The 19,265-nt window shown below is 62.6% G+C and carries 15 protein-coding genes; 12 read left to right on the top strand and 3 right to left on the bottom strand.

Features of this window, described 5'->3' with window-relative positions:
• Positions 1-6: 6 nt before the first annotated feature.
• Positions 7-801: an RNA methyltransferase gene (locus tag E4P32_RS07680; RefSeq protein ID WP_116432521.1), complete on the top strand. Its 795-nt coding sequence runs from the start codon at positions 7-9 to the stop codon at positions 799-801.
• The gene (locus tag E4P32_RS07675; RefSeq protein ID WP_245191849.1) at positions 734-1,276 is read left to right on the top strand and encodes a DUF6314 family protein; all 543 of its coding nucleotides are present in this window, start codon (positions 734-736) and stop codon (positions 1,274-1,276) included. The genes E4P32_RS07680 and E4P32_RS07675 overlap by 68 nt, the downstream gene beginning before the upstream one ends.
• Positions 1,277-1,295: 19 nt before the next feature.
• Here the strand turns inward: E4P32_RS07675 and E4P32_RS07670 are convergent, their stop codons facing one another.
• Positions 1,296-2,150 carry a pyruvate, water dikinase regulatory protein gene (locus E4P32_RS07670; RefSeq protein WP_116432523.1) on the bottom strand — a complete coding sequence of 285 codons (855 nt, stop codon included), beginning with the start codon at positions 2,148-2,150 and terminating at the stop codon, positions 1,296-1,298.
• A 419-nt stretch (positions 2,151-2,569) separates the two neighbouring features.
• Here E4P32_RS07670 and ppsA point away from each other — a divergent pair, with 419 nt between their 5' ends.
• From ppsA to E4P32_RS07650, 3 genes are all read left to right on the top strand, one after another.
• A complete protein-coding gene (gene ppsA / locus E4P32_RS07660) occupies positions 2,570-4,936 on the top strand; it encodes a phosphoenolpyruvate synthase (RefSeq protein ID WP_233526525.1) in 2,367 nt (788 codons plus the stop codon).
• Between the two features lie 160 nt (positions 4,937-5,096).
• On the top strand, positions 5,097-5,531 hold the full coding sequence (locus tag E4P32_RS07655; RefSeq protein WP_116432526.1) for an NfeD family protein: 435 nt from the start codon (positions 5,097-5,099) through the stop codon (positions 5,529-5,531).
• Positions 5,532-5,541: 10 nt separating this feature from the next.
• On the top strand, positions 5,542-6,456 hold the full coding sequence (locus E4P32_RS07650) for a stomatin-like protein (RefSeq protein ID WP_116432527.1): 915 nt from the start codon (positions 5,542-5,544) through the stop codon (positions 6,454-6,456).
• Positions 6,457-6,548: 92 nt separating this feature from the next.
• Here E4P32_RS07650 and E4P32_RS07645 read toward each other — a convergent pair whose 3' ends face one another.
• On the bottom strand, positions 6,549-7,838 hold the full coding sequence (locus tag E4P32_RS07645) for an aminotransferase class V-fold PLP-dependent enzyme (protein WP_116432528.1): 1,290 nt from the start codon (positions 7,836-7,838) through the stop codon (positions 6,549-6,551).
• A 233-nt stretch (positions 7,839-8,071) separates the two neighbouring features.
• Between E4P32_RS07645 and E4P32_RS07640 the strand changes: the two genes are divergently transcribed.
• Positions 8,072-9,403: an LLM class flavin-dependent oxidoreductase gene (locus E4P32_RS07640; RefSeq protein WP_116432529.1), complete on the top strand. Its 1,332-nt coding sequence runs from the start codon at positions 8,072-8,074 to the stop codon at positions 9,401-9,403.
• Position 9,404: 1 nt separating this feature from the next.
• On the opposite strand, the gene E4P32_RS07635 is transcribed toward E4P32_RS07640, so the two are convergent.
• Positions 9,405-10,913, bottom strand: coding sequence for a M81 family metallopeptidase (locus E4P32_RS07635; RefSeq protein ID WP_116432530.1), 1,509 nt, complete (start codon positions 10,911-10,913; stop codon positions 9,405-9,407).
• Positions 10,914-11,174: 261 nt separating this feature from the next.
• On the opposite strand from E4P32_RS07635, the gene E4P32_RS07630 reads away from it, so the two are divergent.
• The 6 genes from E4P32_RS07630 to E4P32_RS07605 are packed head-to-tail and all read left to right on the top strand — an operon-like array spanning position 11,175 to position 19,225.
• Entirely contained in the window at positions 11,175-13,274 is a 2,100-nt protein-coding gene (locus E4P32_RS07630) for a hydantoinase/oxoprolinase family protein (protein WP_116432531.1), read from the top strand.
• Positions 13,271-15,259, top strand: a complete 1,989-nt coding sequence (locus E4P32_RS07625) for a hydantoinase B/oxoprolinase family protein (protein WP_116432532.1) — start codon at positions 13,271-13,273, stop codon at positions 15,257-15,259. The genes E4P32_RS07630 and E4P32_RS07625 overlap by 4 nt, the downstream gene beginning before the upstream one ends.
• A 34-nt stretch (positions 15,260-15,293) precedes the next feature.
• Positions 15,294-16,421, top strand: coding sequence for an ABC transporter substrate-binding protein (locus E4P32_RS07620; RefSeq protein ID WP_116432533.1), 1,128 nt, complete (start codon positions 15,294-15,296; stop codon positions 16,419-16,421).
• Positions 16,418-17,518 carry an ABC transporter ATP-binding protein gene (locus E4P32_RS07615; RefSeq protein ID WP_116432534.1) on the top strand — a complete coding sequence of 367 codons (1,101 nt, stop codon included), beginning with the start codon at positions 16,418-16,420 and terminating at the stop codon, positions 17,516-17,518. The genes E4P32_RS07620 and E4P32_RS07615 overlap by 4 nt, the downstream gene beginning before the upstream one ends.
• Before the next feature lie 2 nt (positions 17,519-17,520).
• Positions 17,521-18,417, top strand: a complete 897-nt coding sequence (locus E4P32_RS07610) for an ABC transporter permease (RefSeq protein ID WP_116432535.1) — start codon at positions 17,521-17,523, stop codon at positions 18,415-18,417.
• The gene (locus tag E4P32_RS07605; RefSeq protein WP_116432536.1) at positions 18,407-19,225 is read left to right on the top strand and encodes an ABC transporter permease; all 819 of its coding nucleotides are present in this window, start codon (positions 18,407-18,409) and stop codon (positions 19,223-19,225) included. Before E4P32_RS07610 ends, E4P32_RS07605 begins: the two co-directional genes overlap by 11 nt.
• Positions 19,226-19,265 lie beyond the last annotated feature (40 nt).

Raw genomic sequence — 19,265 nt, 5'->3', positions numbered from 1 at the left:
GCGTCGATGAAAACGATTTCCTCGCGCGACAACGCGCTGTACAAGGAGCTAAAACAGCTCGCCACCAGCGCGCAGGCGCGACGCAAGGCTGGTCGCAGCCTGCTCGATGGCGTGCATTTGGCGCAGGCCTATTTGCAGGGCGCGGGCAAGCCCGAGTTTTGCATCATCGCCGAGAGCGCGTTGCATCACGCTGAAGTGGCGCCGCTGTTGGCGCAATGCGAAGCTGAAGGAACTCAATGCATTTGCTTGCCCGACGCGCTGTATCAGGCAGCAAGCCAGGTCGAAAACGGCGTTGGTCTGTTGCTGGTGATTGCGACGCCGCAGCCGTCCGTGCCGTCGGTGTTGACGACGTCTGCCGTCTTGCTCGACGGCTTGCAGGATCCCGGCAACCTGGGCTCCATCCTGCGCAGCGCTGCAGCCGCAGGTATCGGCCAGGTGTTTTGTTCGGCAGGCACCGCCGCCGCGTGGTCGCCAAAGGTCCTGCGCGCCGGCATGGGGGCGCATTTTCAACTGGATATCTTCGAAAACGCCGATCTGCTGAGTCTGTGCAAGGGCGGCAGTATCCCGGTATTGGCGACCAGTTCCTACGCACAAAAAACCATCTATCAAACTGACCTGAAGCAACCCGTCGCCTGGCTGTTCGGTCACGAAGGGCAGGGCGTCGCCGACGATCTGCTCGATGCCGCCAGCGACAAGGTCGTGATTCCGCATCTCGGCGAGATGGAGTCGCTCAATGTTGCTGCCGCAGCAGCGGTATGCTTCTTCGAGCAGGTCCGGCAAAAGCAGGGCGGCGCTGCCTGAGTTGGCGATGAACTTCCAGTCGCCGGATCTCCATGCCTATTTCAGCGGACGCTGGACGTTTTTCCGCACCATGCTGGGCGCCGATGATGTATTGATCGGTGAAGCTGATGGTACGGCCGAATTCCTGCGGGTCTCCGACACGTCTCTATTGCATTACAAGGAATCGGGGCAGCTGCGGCTGACGGCCGACCAGCGTGTGGTCGCTTTTTCGCGCCGCTTTGACTACGAGATTGCGGGCGACCTTGTGCACGTGGCGTTTGCCGACGGCATGCAGGCCGGGCAGGCTTACCAGAGCTATCGCTATGACGCGGTGAAACAGGCTTTGCTGCCGGTCGAGGCGCATCTCTGCATACTCGACCGTTACGACGGCAGCTATCAGTTGATTGACACTGACCAGTTCGAATTGCGCACGCGCATTGACGGTCCGCACAAGGACTATCTGGTGCACACGCATTTCACCAGAGCGCCTGGCTAGTTGGCGTGCGCAGCGGATATCAACGGGTTTCCGGCTTGATTTCCTGCAGGATGGTGGCGGCAATTTCCTCAATCGACTTGGCCGTTGACGACATCCAGCGAATGCCTTCGCGGCGCATCATCTTTTCCGCCTCGTTGATTTCATAACGGCAGTTTTCGATGGCGGCGTACTTGCTGCCGGGGCGGCGTTCATTGCGCACTTCCGACAAGCGTTCGGCGGCGATGGTCAGTCCGAAAATCTTCTTCTTGAAATTCACCAGCCCGCTCGGCAGCTTGTCGCGCTCGAAGTCCTCCGGAATCAACGGGTAGTTGGCCGCCTTGATGCCGTACTGCATCGCCAGGTACAGACTGGTCGGCGTCTTGCCCGAGCGGGAAACCCCGACCAGGATGACGTCGGCGCTCGCCAGATTCTTGTTCGACTGGCCGTCATCATGCGCCAGCGAGAAATTGATCGCCTCGATGCGGTTTTTGTATTCTTCCGAATCGGCGGTGTTGTGGCTGCGGCCGATGGTGTGGGTCGACTTGACGCCGAGCTCCTGCTCCAGCGGCTCGACGAAGGTCTGGAACAAATCCATGTGCATCGCCCGCGACTGGCGGATGACCGCCGACAGATCGGCTTTCACCAGTGTCGAGAACACGATCGGCGCCTTGCCGTCGACTTCGGCGACTTCATTGATGCGGCGCGTGGCGTCGTAGGCCTTGTCCAGCGTGTCGACGAACGGCAGCCGTACTTGCTTGAAGCGCAGCTCGAACTGGCTGAGCACGGAATGGCCCAGCGTTTCCGCCGTAATTCCGGTGCCGTCGGAGACGAAGAACACCGTGCGGTTGGCGGGCGGCAACGGGACCGGATGCGAAGGCGGAGCGAGATCGAGCATAGTGTTGTTAAAAAGAAAACAATAAAAATAAGAGGGGGAGTGAAAAAAAACCGGCTAGCCATGTAAAATGCCATGCAACAGATTGAGAAGCTAGCTCAAAATGACCCTGAACGTGCTGCGCAAGTTGACCGAAACCATCTGGATGTTTGCCCTCGCAAACACCTTCGGAACTGCCGCGCGCCGTTTGCATCAAGTCATGCACCTCCTGAGCCGTGCCGCACTACCTGCAGTTGATCTGGCAGTTGCATCCGCATTTGCACCAATTATGTCGCCTTCGTCCCAAAATAACAAAGAACAAATGACGATCGCCGGCGCCGCGAAGATTTCCCATCATCAAACTAGAGGTTGTTATGTCCAACGCAGTAAACATGGGTTCTGCCCAGGGGGCCGCATACGTAGTCTCCTTTGAAAATCTTCGCATGACGGATGTCGAGTCCGTCGGCGGCAAGAACGCGTCGCTGGGTGAAATGATCAGCCAGCTGGCCGGTGCCGGAGTCCGCGTGCCAGGTGGCTTTGCCACGACCGCACAGGCTTTCCGCGACTTTCTGGAACACAGTGCAAATGGCGGCGCAACGCTGGCCCAACGCATTGCGGATCGTCTCGTTACGCTGGACATCGAAGATGTGCGTGCATTGGCGCAAGCCGGCGCGGAGATTCGTCAATGGATTATCGACACGCCTTTCCAGCCTGCGCTGGAACAGCAGATCAAATCCTTCTACGACAAACTGGTTGCCGACTCCACTGCGGAGATGTCTTTCGCCGTGCGTTCGTCCGCGACCGCAGAAGACTTGCCTGACGCGTCCTTCGCCGGTCAGCAGGAAACCTTCCTCAACGTGGTCGGCATCGACAACGTGCTCGAAGCGATGAAGCACGTGTTCGCGTCGCTGTACAACGACCGTGCGATCTCGTATCGCGTCCACAAGGGCTTCACCCACGCCGAAGTAGCGCTGTCGGCCGGCGTGCAACGCATGGTGCGCTCCGACGTCGGCGCCGCCGGCGTGATGTTCACCATCGACACCGAATCGGGCTTCAAGGATGTGGTCTTCATCACTTCCAGCTACGGCCTCGGCGAAACGGTGGTGCAGGGCGCGGTCAACCCGGACGAGTTCTACGTCCACAAGCCGATGCTGGAACAAGGCAAGCTGCCGATCATCCGCCGCAATATCGGCTCCAAGCTGATCAAGATGGAATTCACCGGCGAAGCCAAGGCCGGTCGCTCGGTCAAGACCGTCGACGTGCCGGTCGAAATGCGCAACCGCTATTCGCTCAACGACGCCGAAATCGTCGAACTGGCCAAGTACGCCACCATCATCGAGAAGCACTACGAGCGTCCGATGGACATCGAATGGGGCAAGGACGGCCGTGACGGCAAGCTGTACATCCTGCAGGCGCGTCCGGAAACCGTGAAGTCGCAGCAAAAGGCGACCGACGCGCAGCAACGCTTCAAACTCAAGGGCTCCAGCGCCGTGCTGGCAACCGGTCGCGCCATCGGCCAGAAGATCGGCGCCGGTCCGGTGCGCGTGATTCGCGATGCCGCCGAAATGGAACGCGTCCAGCCGGGCGACGTGCTGGTTGCCGACATGACCGACCCGAACTGGGAACCAGTCATGAAGCGCGCCGCAGCGATCGTCACCAACCGCGGCGGCCGTACCTGCCACGCGGCGATCATCGCGCGTGAACTGGGCGTGCCGGCAGTGGTCGGTTGCGGCGACGCCACCGACATCCTCAAGGACGGCACGCTGGTCACCGTTTCCTGCGCCGAAGGCGACGAAGGCAAGATCTACGACGGCCTGCTGGAAACCGAAATCACCGAAGTCGCACGCGGCGAATTGCCGTCGATTCCGTTGAAGATCATGATGAACGTCGGCAACCCGCAACTGGCGTTCGACTTCCAGTCGATCCCGAACGGCGGCGTTGGTCTGGCGCGTCTGGAATTCATCATCAACAACAATATCGGCGTGCATCCACGCGCGATCCTGGAATACCCGAACATCGATGCCGACCTCAAGAAGGCAGTCGAGTCGGTCGCCCGCGGCCACGCTTCGCCGAAGGCCTTCTACGTCGACAAGCTGGCCGAAGGCATCGCCACCATCGCGGCGGCATTCTGGCCCAAGCCGGTCATCGTGCGCCTGTCCGATTTCAAGTCGAACGAGTACAAGAAGCTGATCGGCGGTTCGCGTTACGAGCCGGACGAAGAAAACCCGATGCTGGGCTTCCGCGGCGCGGCGCGTTATCTGTCGGCTGATTTCGCTGAAGCATTCGAAATGGAATGCCAGGCCATGAAGCGCGTGCGCAACGACATGGGCCTGACCAACGTCGAGATCATGGTGCCGTTCGTCCGTACCTTGGGACAAGCGGAAAAGGTCATCGGCCTGCTCGGCAAGAACGGCCTCAAGCGCGGCGAAAACGGCCTGCGCGTCATCATGATGTGCGAAGTGCCTTCCAACGCGATTCTGGCCGAAGAGTTCCTCGAACACTTCGACGGCTTCTCGATCGGTTCCAACGATCTGACGCAGCTGACATTGGGCCTGGACCGCGACTCCGGCATGGAATTGCTGGCAGCCGATTTCGACGAACGCGATCCTGCCTTGCAAGCCTTGCTGACCAAGGTCATCTCGACTTGCCTCGCCAAGGGCAAGTACGTCGGCATCTGCGGCCAGGGTCCGTCGGACCATCCGGATTTCGCGGAATGGCTGATGAAGCAGGGTATCGAATCGATCTCGCTGAATCCTGATTCGGTGATCGACACCTGGCAGAAACTGGCGGCCAGCCACGCAGCCAAGTAAGTGAGGGAGTAAGCAAGCTTCGTTATTTCAGCTTATTTGTTTCAACAAAAACGCGGGCTTAGTGCCCGCGTTTTTGCTTTTTGCGAATAGGCTGTTACAGTCTTGCCGATAAGCAGGTCTGCAGCAGTTTTTCGCACCATCTCTGAAAAGGAACAAGGACATGATGGACTGGGCGATATGGTTCGTAGTGGCCGGCGTGGCAATCGGCGTGGAACTCTTCACCGGCACGTTTTATTTGCTGATGATTGCGATCGGTCTCGGCGCCGGCGGCGTTGCCGCGCTGCTGGGCGTCAAATTGGAATGGCAGCTGCTGCTGGCTGCGGCGATCGGCTTTGCCGCCATCGGCGCATTGCGGCGCAGTCGTTTTGGTCGCAAGAACAGAAATGACGCCGGCCGCGATCCCAACGTGAACCTCGACATCGGTCAGAGCGTGAGCGTCGATCACTGGAACGACCTCGACGGCACCCACACTGCGCGCATCCGCTATCGTGGCGCCGAGTGGGACGTCGAACTCGCAGCGGGCAGCCCTGCGCAGGCAGGACAATTCATCATCCGGGAAGTACGGGGCAGCCGCCTGATCGTCTCCCACCATTAGGAGAATACCCATGTTCGGAAGCGTGACGCTGGTCATTTTTTTCATCGCCATCATCTTCGTCATCAAGACCGTCAAAGTCGTGCCTCAACAGCATGCCTGGGTGGTTGAGCGCCTCGGTAAATACCATGCGACGCTCGGGCCTGGCCTGAACATCGTGGTGCCTTTCATCGATCGTGTCGCCTACAAGCACATCCTCAAGGAAATCCCGCTCGACGTGCCGCCGCAAGTCTGCATCACGCGCGACAACACGCAGCTGCAGGTCGACGGCATCCTGTACTTCCAGATCACGGATCCGATGCGCGCGTCCTACGGTTCGTCGAACTACATCGCAGCGATCACCCAGCTGGCGCAAACCACCTTGCGTTCCGTGATCGGCAAGATGGAACTCGACAAGACCTTCGAAGAGCGCGATCACATCAACACCGCCATCGTCAGCGCCATCGACGAGTCCGCGCAGAACTGGGGCGTCAAGGTGCTGCGTTACGAGATCAAGGACCTGACACCACCCAAGGAAATCCTGCATGCCATGCAGGCGCAGATCACCGCCGAGCGTGAAAAGCGCGCGCTGATCGCTGCCTCCGAAGGCCGCAAGCAGGAGCAGATCAACATCGCCACCGGCGAACGCGAAGCCTCCATCGCCAAGTCGGAAGGGGAAAAGCAGGCGTCGATCAACCGCGCCGAAGGCCAGGCCGCCGCCATCATCGCCATCGCCAACGCCAGCGCCGAAGCGTTGCGCAAGACGGCGGCTGCGATCCAGTCGCCGGGCGGCGAAGAAGCGGTCAACCTGAAAGTCGCGGAGCAATATGTCGCAGCGTTTTCGCAACTGGCCAAGACCAACAACTCCATCATCGTGCCGGCCAACCTGAGCGACATGAGCACGCTGATTGCCAGTGCGCTGCAGGTGGTGAAGGCGCAGGGAAAGTAAGCCAGTATCCGGTCGGCGCTGAATCAAAAAAGCCTGAAGAGAAATCTTCAGGCTTTTTTTACCGCCATTGCAAGCGAATCAAAGCAAGGCAATCAGACCGCAGCAAGCGCCTGATCCAGATCCGCAAGCAGATCGTCGATATGCTCGATGCCGATCGACAAGCGCACCGTATCTTCGGTGACGCCGGCTTTCACCAGTTCGGCTGGCGAGAGCTGGCGATGCGTGGTCGAGGCCGGATGCGTGGCCAGCGATTTGGCGTCGCCGATGTTGACCAGGCGCGTGAACAGTTGCAGCGCATCCTGGAACTTCGCGCCGCCGACGAGGCCGCCCTTGACGCCGAAAGTCAGGATGCCCGACGGCTTGCCCTTGAAGTACTTTTGCGCCAGGGCGTGATCGGGATGATCTTCCAGCCCGGCGTAGTTGACCCAGTTCACCTTCGGGTGTTTCTTCAGATGCTGCGCCACCGTCAGTGCGTTGGCGGTGATGCGGTCGAGCCGCAAGGCCAGCGTTTCTATGCCTTGCAGGATCTGGAAACTGTTGAACGGCGACAGCGCCGCACCGGTATTGCGCAATGGGACCACGCGCGCGCGGCCGATATAAGCGGCTTCGCCCAGCGCTTCGGTATAGACCACGCCGTGGTAGCTGACGTCGGGTTCGTTGAGGCGCTTGAAGCGTTCCTTGTGCTTGGCCCACGGGAACTTGCCGGAATCGACAATCGCGCCGCCCAGACTGGTTCCGTGGCCGCCCAGATACTTGGTCAGCGAGTGCACGACGATGTCGGCGCCATGTTCGATCGGCCTGAGCAGATAGGGCGTGGCGACGGTGTTGTCGACGATCAGCGGCACGCCGTGGCGATGGGCGATCTCGGCGATGGCGGCAATGTCGGTGATGTTGCCGAGCGGATTGCCGATGGACTCGATGAAGACCGCCTTGGTGCGCGCGTCGATATGCTGCTCGAACGAAGCGGGGCTACGCGGATCGGCGAAGCGCGTCTCTATGCCGAACTGCGGCAGCGTATGCGCGAACAGGTTATAGGTGCCGCCGTACAGCGTGGAGGCCGAGACGATATTGTCGCCGGCTTCCGCGATGGTCTGGATGGCATAGGTGACCGCAGCCTGGCCCGACGCCACCGCCAGCGCCGCGATGCCTCCTTCCAGCGCGGCGACGCGTTTTTCCAGCACGTCCTGCGTCGGATTCATGATGCGCGAATAAATATTGCCTTGCACCTTCAGGTCGAACAGATCGGCGCCATGCTGCGTGTCGTCGAAGGCAAACGCCACCGTCTGGTAGATCGGCACTGCCACCGCCTTGGTGGTCGGATCAGGCGTGTAACCGGCATGCACGGAGAGCGTTTCGAATTTCCATTGCGGTGCTTGTGTCATCGGATTTTCCTGCTGGTCAAGAATAAGGTGAGAGGGAAAAATGACTCTAACGAGCCGCCGATGCGCAGCGAACGAATGATTTTGCATATCCATATGCGGTGCGGAATTGAAATGGAAATTGAAGTTCCATCGCTCCGGTTATATCCATATTGGGTAAACATCGTTAGCCGCGAAGAGAGAGGTCTATATACTTTTTGCAGAAAGTCCTTTCGCATTTTTCAGGCACGGCAGCCATGACCACTCGACGTCAACTCAAGCTCGGCGCTTTCATGCGCCCGGTCAGCATCCACACCGGCGCATGGCGCTATCCGGGCGCGCTGCCCGACGCCAATTTCAACCTCGATCATCTGAAGCGCTTCATCCGCAAGCTCGAGGCGGCGCGCTTCGACGCCTTCTTCATGGCGGATCATCTGGCGGTGCTCAACATGCCGCTGGAAGCGCTCAAGCGCAGTCATACGGTGACCTCGTTCGAACCGTTCACGCTGCTCTCGGCGCTGAGCCAGGTCACCGAACATATCGGCCTGGTCGCAACGGCATCAACCAGTTTCGACGAGCCGTACCACGTGGCGCGGCGCTTCGCCTCGCTCGACCATCTGAGCGCCGGACGCGCCGGCTGGAATATCGTGACCACCTCGAACCCGGAAGCAGCACGCAACTTCGGTCTCGACGAACACCTGCGGCACGAGGTGCGTTACGAACGGGCGCGCGAGTTCTACGACGTCGTGACCGGCCTGTGGGACAGCTGGCACGACGATGCCTTTGTGCGCGACGTCGAGGCCGGCGTGTACTTCGATCCTGAACGCCTGCATGTGCTCAATCATCGCGGCCCGCATTTGTCGGTCAAGGGACCGCTGAACATCGCGCGTCCGGTGCAGGGATGGCCGGTGGTGGTGCAGGCGGGCGCATCTGATGCCGGTCGCCAGCTTGCGGCGGAAACCGCAGAGGTCGTCTTCACGGCGCAATCGACGCTGGAAGACGGTCGTCGCTTTTACGCCGACGTCAAAGGCCGCATGGATGCACTGGGCAGGAACTGCGACCATCTCAAGATCTTGCCGGGCGCGCTGGTGGTGGTCGGCGACACGCTGGAAGAGGCCAGGGCGATCCGGGCCCGTCTCGACGGCCTGGTGCACTACGAAAGCGCGATCGCTTCGCTGTCGATTGCATTGGGCCACGATGCGTCGCAATTCGATCCCGACGGCGCCTTGCCCGACATCCCCGATTCCGACGCCAGCAAGAGCGCGCGCGAACGCGTGATCGCACTGGCACGCAGGGAAAACCTGACGGTGCGCCAACTGGCGCAGCGCCTCGGCGGCTATTCCGGACTGGCGCTGGTCGGCACGCCGGCATCGATTGCCGACGAGATGGAAGAGTGGCTCGACAGCGGCGGCTCGGACGGTTTCAATGTCATGTTCCCGTGGCTGCCTGGCGGGCTCGATGAATTCGTCGACAAGGTGGTGCCGGAGCTGCAGCGGCGCGGAATTTTCCGTCGTGAGTACGAGGGCAAGACCCTGCGTGAAAATCTCGGTTTGCCGCGGCCGGCGAACAGGTTCTTCCCCGGAACTTGATTTATCGCGCTGCCGGCATCCTGCGCATCCATTCCGGCAGTCTGGTCCATGCCAGTTGCCGGGGATCGAGCGGGAAGGCGCCCGGTGCAGCGCAGATCAGGATCTTGCCTGCGATGGGCGCGAAGTCGGCGCGGAAGTGGACCGTACTTTTGACCGCGATGATCGCTTGCTCTGACGGTTCAATGCCGATGAATCGCAGCAACGCCAGGTCGAGCAGTTGCACCGGTTTCGATACGACGATCACGCGCACGCCGCCGATTGCCAGCAGGGCGCTCAGACCTAGCGTCAGCTGGTAGCCGCTGAACACGCTGCCGGTGGCGGTGACGTCGCCGTCGTGCAAGCGCTCCACCAGGAATTCCGCCTCCAGCGGCGAGTCTCCTGCTATCCCCGATTTTCCGCCCAGCGACAAACTCAGGCGCGCGCCGGCGCCGGCTGCATGTGCGCGTTGCGCTGCGTGCGGATCGACCAGCAAGCCAAGCACGGCGTTTTTCGCATCGCCAGCGATCAGGGCTTTGAGCAGCGTGGTGGTGTCGGCGCTGCCGCCGGCGCCGGGATTGTCCTGCGCGTCGGCGATGACCACCGGGCCGCTCTTGTCGCGGTTGTCGCGTCCAGTCGCAATGGCGTGCGCAACGGCATCTTGGGCCGAGAATATCTCACCGTTGAATTGCGCTTCGACTGCATTGACGGCGTCGAGCAAGCCTTGCGCTGCATCCTGCGCCGACTGTGCCGACGCGCCGTAAGCCCAGACCGCGGGGCCGCACTTTTCCACATCCGCGGCAGGAAAGCCCATCGTGAACGAAGCGCTGTCTTCACCTGCCGCATCGATGTGGTCGAGCAAGGCATACAAGTCGCGCGCCGGCGCATCGTCGGTGCACTGCCAGCACATCGGGATCAGATAAGGCGCACGCAACCAGGCCGCATGCGGTCGCGGTACACCGGCCAGCCTGCGCGCGATCCAGTTGAAGGCGCGCGCGCCGGTGGCCGCCATGTCCACGTGCGGATAAGTGCGATAGGCGACCAGCACGTCGGCGTGCTCGATCATTTTTTGGGATACGTTGGCGTGCAGGTCGAGGCTGGCGATGATCGGTACGTCTGCACCGACCAGCGCGCGCACGCGCTGCAGGATCTCGCCGTCGGCGTCGTCGATGTGCTCGGCCGCCATGGCGCCGTGCAGGTCCAGGTAGACCGCTTCCGGGCGGACGCGGGCGATGCCGTCGGTCAGCATGCCGACGATGCGTTCGAAGGCGTCGCGCGTGACGCGGCCGGAGGGGCCGGCCGCGCACCAGACGATCGGGATCAAGGTGTGCGCTGTTTGCCGGGCGGCGGCGATGAAACCCGCAATGGGAATATTCGACGGCGCCGAACCAGGCGCCGGGCTCATTCCGGTCAGCAGTGCCTCACCCTCCAGCAGACCGGGCCAGGTGTCGGCAGCGGCAAAGTCGGCCCACGTCGTCGGCGTGGGGGAGAAGGTATTGGTTTCGTGCTGGAAACCGCCGATGGCGATGCGCATTCGATGCTTTCCTGATAATAAAAACGCGTGGAGCGAAGATTAAAACGATGACGACATCATTGACGCTAGCAGATCGCGGAACGAAACTACAAAGTCGTATGTCGCATAAGCTAACGCGGAAAAGTTATTTTCGCTATGCAGTACGACATCCTACAATCGAAGTCTTTGCCTGCGAATCTTGCGGTTGGCCATCGGTGAGCGCTCCGCCCATTCTCTTGTCATCATGCAAACGCAGCAGGCAGTTTTTCTGGAGCATCCGTAGTGAATTCCGTCTCTTCGGCCGGCGCACGCATAGGTATCGACGTCGGAGGCACCTTCACCGACTTCGTCCTCTACGACACCCAACGCCGGCAACTCGCTTACCACAAAGAACCCAGCACTCCTGCCGATCCGGCCCTCGCAGTCCGCAACGGCCTGGCCGCGCTGATCGCCCAAAACGGCCTGGCGCCGTCCGACATCGGCGTGCTGCTGCACGGCACCACCATCGGCCTCAACGCCATCATCCAGCGTCGCGGCGCCCGCGTCGGCCTGGTTGTCACGGAAGGTTTCCGCGACGTGCTGGAGATCGGCCGCGCACGCATGCCGTCCTCATTCGATTTCCATGCCACCCGCGAAGAACCGTTCCTGCCGCGCGAACGCGTGCTGGAAATCGGCGCGCGTTTCAATCGCGACGGCGAAGCGACACGCTGGCCCGACGCTGAACAGATCGCATCGACGGCGCAGCAGATCGCAGCGCTCGACGTTGACGCAGTAGTCGTCATGCTGATCAACGGCTACCTGCAACCGGAGCGCGAAGCCGAACTGGCCGCCGCCCTGCAGCAGGCGCTGCCCACGACGACGCAAATAGCGGTCTTGTCCGCTGCACAAACCTGGCCCGAAATCCGCGAATACGAGCGCACCGTCGTCGCGTCGCTGAATGCCTACATACAACCGCTGATGCGCCGTTACTTCGAGCGCCTCGCGCAGCTGGCGGCCGAACTGGGCGTCACTGCACCGATCCTGGTGACGGCGTCCAACGGCGGTTCGCTGTCGCTCAATGCTGCGCTCGGGCGTCCGATCGACACCGTCTTGTCCGGTCCCGCGTCAGGCGTGGTCGCGGCCGCACGGCTGGCGGTCGAGTCGGACACGCCGCGCATCGTCACTTTCGACATGGGCGGGACCAGCAGCGATATTGCAGTCTCGCAGCATGGCCAGGCGGAGATGGTCACACGCACTGAAATCGGTGGGCTGCCGCTGGTGTTGCCGGTGGTCGGCGTGTCCGCAATCGGCGCCGGCGGCGGCTCCAAGATCCGCGTCGACGAACACGGCGTGCTGAAAGTCGGCCCGGAAAGCGCTGGCGCCGATCCCGGTCCTGCGGCCTATGGACGCGGCGGCAGCAGCGCGACCGTCACCGATTGCTATCTCGCCACCGGCGTGCTCGATGCAGACGCCTTCGTCGGCGGCGCCATGAAGCTCTACCCTGAGCGCGCACAAGCCGCATTGAACCAGGTCGCCGCCGCGCTGGGCGACACTGCGCCCGACGCAGCGGTACGCGCCGCTTCCGGCGCACTCGCCATCGCCACCGCGCAGATGGCTTCCGAGTTGCGCAAGAGCCTGGCGCAACGCGGCCTTGATCCAGCTGAATTTGCGCTGGTACCATTTGGCGGCGCCGGTCCGACACACGCCAACTGGCTGGCTGAAGAAGCGGGCCTCGCGCATGTCGTGATCCCGCTCAAGCCCGGCACATTCTGTGCGCTGGGTGCAGCGACCGCCGACCTGCGCCGCGATTTCGTGCGCAGCTTGCGCGTCACGCTGGACGATCGCGCGGCCGGCGACGTCGATGCCATCTGGAACGAACTCGAAACCAGTGCGCACGCATGGTTGCAGCAGCAGGGCGTGGGCGGCACCGACCAACCGTCAGTGCGTCCCGCGCTCGACATGCGCTACGCAGGGCAGGCGTATGAACTCAACGTGGCCTTGTCGCATCCCTTGCCGTCGCCGCTGCAGGCGGATTACCTGATCGAAGCTTTCCATCGCGAGCATGAGCGCTTGTACGGTTTCCGCGACGAGCAGGCACCTGTCGACATCTCCACCATTCGCCTGGCCATCGTCGGCCATCTGGTAACGGCCGCCGGCGCGCCGCGCTTTGCCGGGACCGGCACGGCAGTTGCACACAGCCGGCGCAAGGTATTCCTGCGCGGCGGCTGGCACGAGGCGCAGATCTACCAGCGCGACGCGCTGGGTGCTGGCGACGTGCTCGACGGACCGGCGGTGATCGAACAGCAAGACACCACCATCCTGGTGTTGCCGGGATGGCGAGGACGCACCGATGCGCTCGGCAACCTGCATCTCAATGCAGTAAGCCAAGGAGGCCAATCATGAAACTCGATCCGATCAGCCTTGAAATCCTCGGCAACAAACTGACCTCGATCGCCGAAGAAATGTGCCTCACGCTGCAGCGTACCGGCCGCACCTTGTACGTCAAGGAAACCGCCGATTTTTGCTGCGCGCTGGCGGGCCTGGACGGCAAGTTCTTCGCCTATCCGCGTGCGCTCGGCGTCTCCGGTTTTGTCGGTCTCGACTGTTCGGTCGCCATCGCTGCCGTCGGCGAGTTGGCGCCGGGCGACGTGATCCTGACCAACGATCCGTATCGGTCGGGCGGCCTGGCGACGCACTTGCCCGACTTGCAAGTGATTGAACCTTATTTCCATGACGGCAAGATCGTCGCCTACGGCTGGGGCTTTTTGCACGCGTCCGACGTCGGCGGCAAAGTGCCGAGCAGCATCTCGCCGACTAATCATGAAATCTTCCAGGAAGGCTTGCAGATTCCCCCGGTGAAGATCATGCGGGCAGGGCAGCTCAACGAAGACGTGGCCTTGCTGTTCCGCGCCAACAGCCGAACGCCTGACGCCAACATGGGCGACCTCAAGGCCATGCTGGGCGCGCTCGCCACCGGCCGCGAACGCGTGGCGCAGACCTTGCAGCAGCATGGCGCGCAAGCCTTGCTGGATGCTCAGCTGGATCTGGTCGAATACGCAGCATTGCGTGCGCGTGCGGTGCTGAGGAAGGTGCCGGCCGGCACTTACCGTTTCACCGATTATCTTGACGACGAAGCCGGCTCCGGCCTGCCTGTGCGTATCGCGCTGGCGGTCACGGTCGGCGACGGCGCCATCCTGCTCGATTTCACCGGCAGCGATCCGCAGGTGGCTGCGGCCATCAACATTCCCAGCCACGGCTTGCCGCATGCCTGGCTGACGCTGCGCATCCTGGCGCTGGTGGCGACGCTCGACAAGGGCGTGCCGATCAATGCCGGCCTGCTGGCGCCGGTGTCGGTCATCGCGCCCAAGGGCAGCGTGGTCAATCCGCTGCCGGGCGCTGCGGTGGGTGTACGCCATGCCGCCGCCGTGCGCGTCAACGACGCGCTCAACGGCGTGCTTGGCCAGGCCTTGCCCGACTACATGCCGGCCGCCAGCGGCGGCACCATCATTCCGGTGGTGGTGGCAGAGCCGGCGCGTCATGGTTTCGGCCAGAACGTGCAGGTGGTCGAGCCGATGGTGGGCGGCACCGGCGGACGGCGCGGCTACGACGGCGCGGACGGTCGCGACAGCAGCATTTCCAATCTCTCCAACAATCCGGTCGAGACGGTGGAAGCCGAGACCGGTGTGGAGATCGTCCACTACGGCCTGCGCCGCGATTCCGCCGGCGCCGGTCAATGGCGCGGCGGCAACGGCCAGGAAATTCGTTTCCGCATTTTGCAGGACGACAGCTTCGTGCTTGCGCGCGGGATGGAACGTTTGCGTTTCCGTCCCTGGGGCGCACACGGCGGCGGTCCGGGTGCGCCTGCCAGACTGATCTTGCAGCGTGCCGGCGAAGCGCCGCATGAGCTCGGCAAGATAGATCTGCTGCCGGTGGCGGCGGGCGATGAAATCTCGATCCAGACACCAGGCGGCGGCGGTTGGGGCGACCCGTTCCAACGCGATCCTGCCGCAGTGCTGACCGACGTATTGCGCGGCCTGCTGTCGACCGATGCGGCGCGCGACGATTACGGCGTGGCGCTGACATCGGCGAACGCGACGCTGAGTGTGGACGCCGCGGCGACTGCAGCTTTGCGTGCCGGCAGTCATGTCGTCAGCCGCTTCGGTCCCGAGCGCGAAGCCTGGGATCGCGTCTTCCCCGAAGCCTTGCTGGATCGCCTGAGCACCGCCTTGTTCGCCATGCCCGCCGCTGCGCGCTCACGGCATCGGCGGCAGGCCTTCGCAGCGGCGCTGGCGGAGTTGCCCGAAGGATTTCCGCAGACGGCGGCGAGCGACCAAGCCATTGCCGCTGCCGCCACGCGATTTGCCAACACCATACCTGCTGCAACCTGATCGCATTCCGATGAAAAACATACTGGAGAAAAAAATGAAATCGATACGTAGCATCCGCGCCATCCGCATCCTCCCGACCCTTGCCGTGACGCTGGCCGCAGCAGCCATCTTGGCCGCCTGCGGCGACAAGAAGCCAGAGGCGCCGGCAGCTGCAGCTGCACCTGCCGCCACCGACAAAGTCGTCATCGGCGTCTACGGAGGCGACTGGGAAAAGAACATCCGCGCCGCCGGCCTTGAGCAATACGCCAAGGACAACAAGCTGAACGTGGAAATCGTGCCCGGCGCCGACGCCGAGTGGCTGGCCAAGCTGCGCGCCGCCAACGGCAACAATCCGGCCTACGACATCGTCGTGTTCCAGCCCGACTCGGTGCAGCGCGCCGCCGCGGCCGGATTGCTGGAGCCGCTGGAAGCGAAGAACATTCCGAACCTGGCCAAGCTGTATCCGACCGTGCAGGAAAAATTCACCAAGGACGGCAAGACCTATGCCGCCGCCTTCAGCCTCGGCCAGCTCGGCTTGGCGTATCGCACCGACCTCGTGAAGACGCCGCCCAAGAGCTGGCTCGACCTGTGGAATCCTGAGTACAAGGGCCACGTCGCGATCTCTTCGCCGAGCTATGCGGCCGGGCTGCAATTCTTCGCCGGCCTGACACATGCGCTGGGCGGCGAGCTCAAGAACGATGCCGACGTCGAACGCACATTTGCCAAGCTGGCTGAACTCAAGGGCAACGCGGTGGCGTTCCCGGACAGCCCTGGCGCAATCCAGACCTTGCTCGAGCGTGGTGACGCGTGGGTGGTGCCGTACTGGGACGGCCGCGTGTTCGCCTTGCAGAAGAGCGGCCTGAAGGTCGGCTTCGCGTATCCGACCGACGGTCCGGTCGTGGGCGCCGCCAACTGGGTGATCGCCAAGGGCGCGCCGAATATGGCCAATGCCTACAAGCTGCTGGATTTCCTCTCCAGCGACAAGGTGCAGAAAGCGTTTTCCGATGGCTCGCTGTACGGCATGACGAATCAGGACGTGCAGTACAACGACGAACTCAAGGCCAAGGTGCAGGTCGGCGAAGAAGCGTACAAGAAACTGATCTGGATCGACTACGAAACCGCCACGCCGAAAGTCACGGACTGGACCAACCGCTGGTCGCAAGCGCTGGGCAACGGTAAATGAGTGCAATCGACATCCACGGCGTAGCACATCGCTTCGGTGATCTGCAGGCGCTCGCTGGCGTCGATCTGTCCATCGCGCAGGGAGAATTCTTTTCCCTGTTGGGGCCGAGCGGCTGCGGCAAGACGACCCTGCTCAACATCATCGCCGGTTTCCTGGCGCCGAGCGCGGGCACGGTGGTGGTGGGCGGGCGTGACGTCACCAGCCTGCCGCCGCACCGGCGCGACATCGGCATGGTGTTCCAGAGCTACGCCTTGTTCCCGCACCTGAACGTGTTCGACAATGTTGCCTACGGCCTGCGCGTGCGCAAGGCCAAGGGCGATGATGTTCGCGCCCGCGTCGCCGAGATGCTGGAGCTGGTGCGTTTGTCTGAGTTGGCGCAGCGCATGCCGCACCAGTTGTCGGGCGGTCAGCAACAACGCGTGGCGATTGCGCGCGCGCTGGCGATCCGGCCGCAGGTGCTGTTGCTGGACGAGCCGCTGTCGAATCTGGACGCCAAGCTGCGTAAGGAAATGCAGACCGAATTGCGTCGCCTGCTCGGCAATGTCGGCGTGACCACGGTCATGGTGACGCACGATCAGGAAGAGGCGCTGGGTTTGTCGGACCGCATCGGCATCCTCGGCGCAGGTCGCCTGCAACAGGTCGGTACGCCGCTGGAGTTGTACCGGCGTCCGGTCAATCGCTTCGTCGGCGAATTTGTCGGGCATGCCAATCTGATTCAGGCGCGCGCCAATGGCGTTGGCACGTTTGAGGCGACCGCACATTTCTCGCGCCCGGGTGTGCCGCTGCAACTGGCGAGTTCGCATGCCGCCGGCGGCGATGCCTTGTTCCTGCTGCGTCCGGAGCGTATTCGCTTGTCGGCACCGTCGAACGATGCGCAACAAGCCGATGCAGCCAACAGCGTCGCCGGCGTGGTGCGCGACGCCAGCTATACCGGCGCTGAACTTCACGTGACCGTTACGCTGCCGGGCGGCGGCGAGCTGGTGGTGGAAGCGCCCGAAGCCGACTTCGCGGCAGTCCCTCAAGCCGGCGCGCCCGTACAACTTGCCTGGAATGCCGACGATCTGGCGGTGCTGCCTGCCGAGAGCAAGGGTGCCTGAACATGAATATCAGCCTACCCTTGAGCCGCGTCTCCACTTCCGGAAACTCCTTGTTCTCCTGGCTGCTGCTGGCGCCGGGCATGTTGTTCCTGGCGGCGTTCCTCGTCGTACCGGGGATCCTGCTGATCGTACTCAGTTTGCACGACGTCGACGGCATGCTGATGGTGTTGCCGACTTACAGTTTTTCCCACTACATCGAGGCTTTCACTTCGGCCGGCTATATCCGTGCGCTGGGCACCACGCTGTGGGTGGCGGCGCTGACGGCGGTGTTGTGCGTGCTGCTGGCGTATCCGGCTGCCTGGCTGCTGGTGAGCACACGCAGCCGCGCCTGGCGCACCGTGCTGTACGTGATCCTGATTTCGCCGTTGCTGACCAGCGTGGTCATCCGCACGTTTGCGTGGATCGTGCTGCTGGCGCAAAACGGTCTGATCAACGACGTCCTGCGTCGTCTTGGTCTGATTGATGCACCGCTGGCGTTGCTGTGGAACATGAAAGCGGTCATCGTCGCCTATGTGCAGGTCATGCTGCCGTTTGCAGTGCTGCCGCTGGCGACCTCGCTGGGCGAGATTCCCGCCGCCTTGCCGCGCGCCTCGCAAAGCCTGGGTGCGGGCGCGCGTCATACCTTCCTGCATGTGGTGTTGCCGCTGACGATTCCCGGCATGATGAGCGGCGCCATCATCGTGTTCGCGTTGGCGGCCGGCAGCTACGTGACGCCATTGCTGATCGGCGGACGCCTGCAGCCGTTGCTGCCGATCGGGATCTACCAGCAGGCTTTGCAGATCGCCAACCTCCCGCTGGCGGCGGCGTTGTCGCTCACGCTGTTGGTGGTGACGGCGGCGATTGCAGGGCTGATGAGCTATGTTCAAAAACGTTGGGAGCGGCGCGTCTATGGCCACTGATCGCGATTTCACGGCGCCGGTTTCTTCCCTTGGCTGGCGTTGGCTCGGCAGGGCGGCGGGCGGACTGGTGTACCTGTTCCTGATCCTGCCGGTGCTGGTGATTTTCTTGTCTGCCTTCAGTCCCGGCGCGTATCCGCAGTTTCCGCCGGAGTCGGTGTCGCTGCGCTGGTTCCAGGCCTTCTTCGACAATCGCGCCTGGCTCAAGGCCTTGCAGGTGAGCGCCTGGCTGTTGCTGGTGGTGACGCCGCTGACGACCTTGCTCGGCACCACGGCGGCTTATGCGCTGGCGCGGCTGCAGTTTCGCGGACGCGACGTGCTGCAGGCGTTCGTGCTGTCGCCGCTGATCATTCCGCAGGTGGTGCTCGGCATTGCTTTGCTGTACGTGCTGACCGGGATGGGCTTGTCGGGTTCGCTGACGGGACTTGCGATCGGCCATATCCTGGTGGCGCTGCCTTATGCGGTGCGCACAGTGAGCGTAAGCCTGGCCAGCATGGACCGGCGGCTGGAGACGGCATCGATGAGCCTGGGCGCGACGCCGGCCTACACCTTCCGTCACGTGACCCTGCCGCTGATCAAACCGGGCATCGTCGCCGGCACCGTGTTTGCGGCGGTGACTTCGTTCGGCGAAGTGTCGGTCAGTCTGTTCCTGACCGCACCGGGCACGGTGACGATGCCGGTGCGCATCTTCACTTACATCGACCAGACTTTCGATCCGGTGGTCAATGCAGTGTCGGCGATCTTCATCGTGCTGGCGGTGCTGGCATTGGTGCTGATCGAGCGAACCATCGGGCTGACGAAGGCGATGTAGCAAGCCAGCGTCTGTAGTAAAAAAAGCACCTGAAGAAAAT

Origin of the sequence: Herbaspirillum sp. 3R11 (assembly GCF_004563925.1) — a bacterium.
Taxonomy (GTDB): domain Bacteria; phylum Pseudomonadota; class Gammaproteobacteria; order Burkholderiales; family Burkholderiaceae_D; genus Herbaspirillum.
The sequence above is the reverse complement of the archived record's forward strand: the minus strand, read 5'-3'. Positions and strand labels throughout refer to the sequence as shown.

What these genes read in the sequence shown, in the direction of transcription:
- E4P32_RS07680 (WP_116432521.1), top strand. Translation starts at nt 7, where the DNA reads ATGAAAACGATTTCCTCGCGCGACAACGCGCTGTACAAGGAGCTAAAA.
- E4P32_RS07675 (WP_245191849.1), top strand. Translation starts at nt 734, where the DNA reads ATGTTGCTGCCGCAGCAGCGGTATGCTTCTTCGAGCAGGTCCGGCAAA.
- E4P32_RS07670 (WP_116432523.1), bottom strand. Translation starts at nt 2,150, where the DNA reads ATGCTCGATCTCGCTCCGCCTTCGCATCCGGTCCCGTTGCCGCCCGCC.
- ppsA (WP_233526525.1), top strand. Translation starts at nt 2,570, where the DNA reads ATGACGGATGTCGAGTCCGTCGGCGGCAAGAACGCGTCGCTGGGTGAA.
- E4P32_RS07655 (WP_116432526.1), top strand. Translation starts at nt 5,097, where the DNA reads ATGATGGACTGGGCGATATGGTTCGTAGTGGCCGGCGTGGCAATCGGC.
- E4P32_RS07650 (WP_116432527.1), top strand. Translation starts at nt 5,542, where the DNA reads ATGTTCGGAAGCGTGACGCTGGTCATTTTTTTCATCGCCATCATCTTC.
- E4P32_RS07645 (WP_116432528.1), bottom strand. Translation starts at nt 7,838, where the DNA reads ATGACACAAGCACCGCAATGGAAATTCGAAACGCTCTCCGTGCATGCC.
- E4P32_RS07640 (WP_116432529.1), top strand. Translation starts at nt 8,072, where the DNA reads ATGACCACTCGACGTCAACTCAAGCTCGGCGCTTTCATGCGCCCGGTC.
- E4P32_RS07635 (WP_116432530.1), bottom strand. Translation starts at nt 10,913, where the DNA reads ATGCGCATCGCCATCGGCGGTTTCCAGCACGAAACCAATACCTTCTCC.
- E4P32_RS07625 (WP_116432532.1), top strand. Translation starts at nt 13,271, where the DNA reads ATGAAACTCGATCCGATCAGCCTTGAAATCCTCGGCAACAAACTGACC.
- E4P32_RS07620 (WP_116432533.1), top strand. Translation starts at nt 15,294, where the DNA reads ATGAAATCGATACGTAGCATCCGCGCCATCCGCATCCTCCCGACCCTT.
- E4P32_RS07615 (WP_116432534.1), top strand. Translation starts at nt 16,418, where the DNA reads ATGAGTGCAATCGACATCCACGGCGTAGCACATCGCTTCGGTGATCTG.
- E4P32_RS07610 (WP_116432535.1), top strand. Translation starts at nt 17,521, where the DNA reads ATGAATATCAGCCTACCCTTGAGCCGCGTCTCCACTTCCGGAAACTCC.
- E4P32_RS07605 (WP_116432536.1), top strand. Translation starts at nt 18,407, where the DNA reads ATGGCCACTGATCGCGATTTCACGGCGCCGGTTTCTTCCCTTGGCTGG.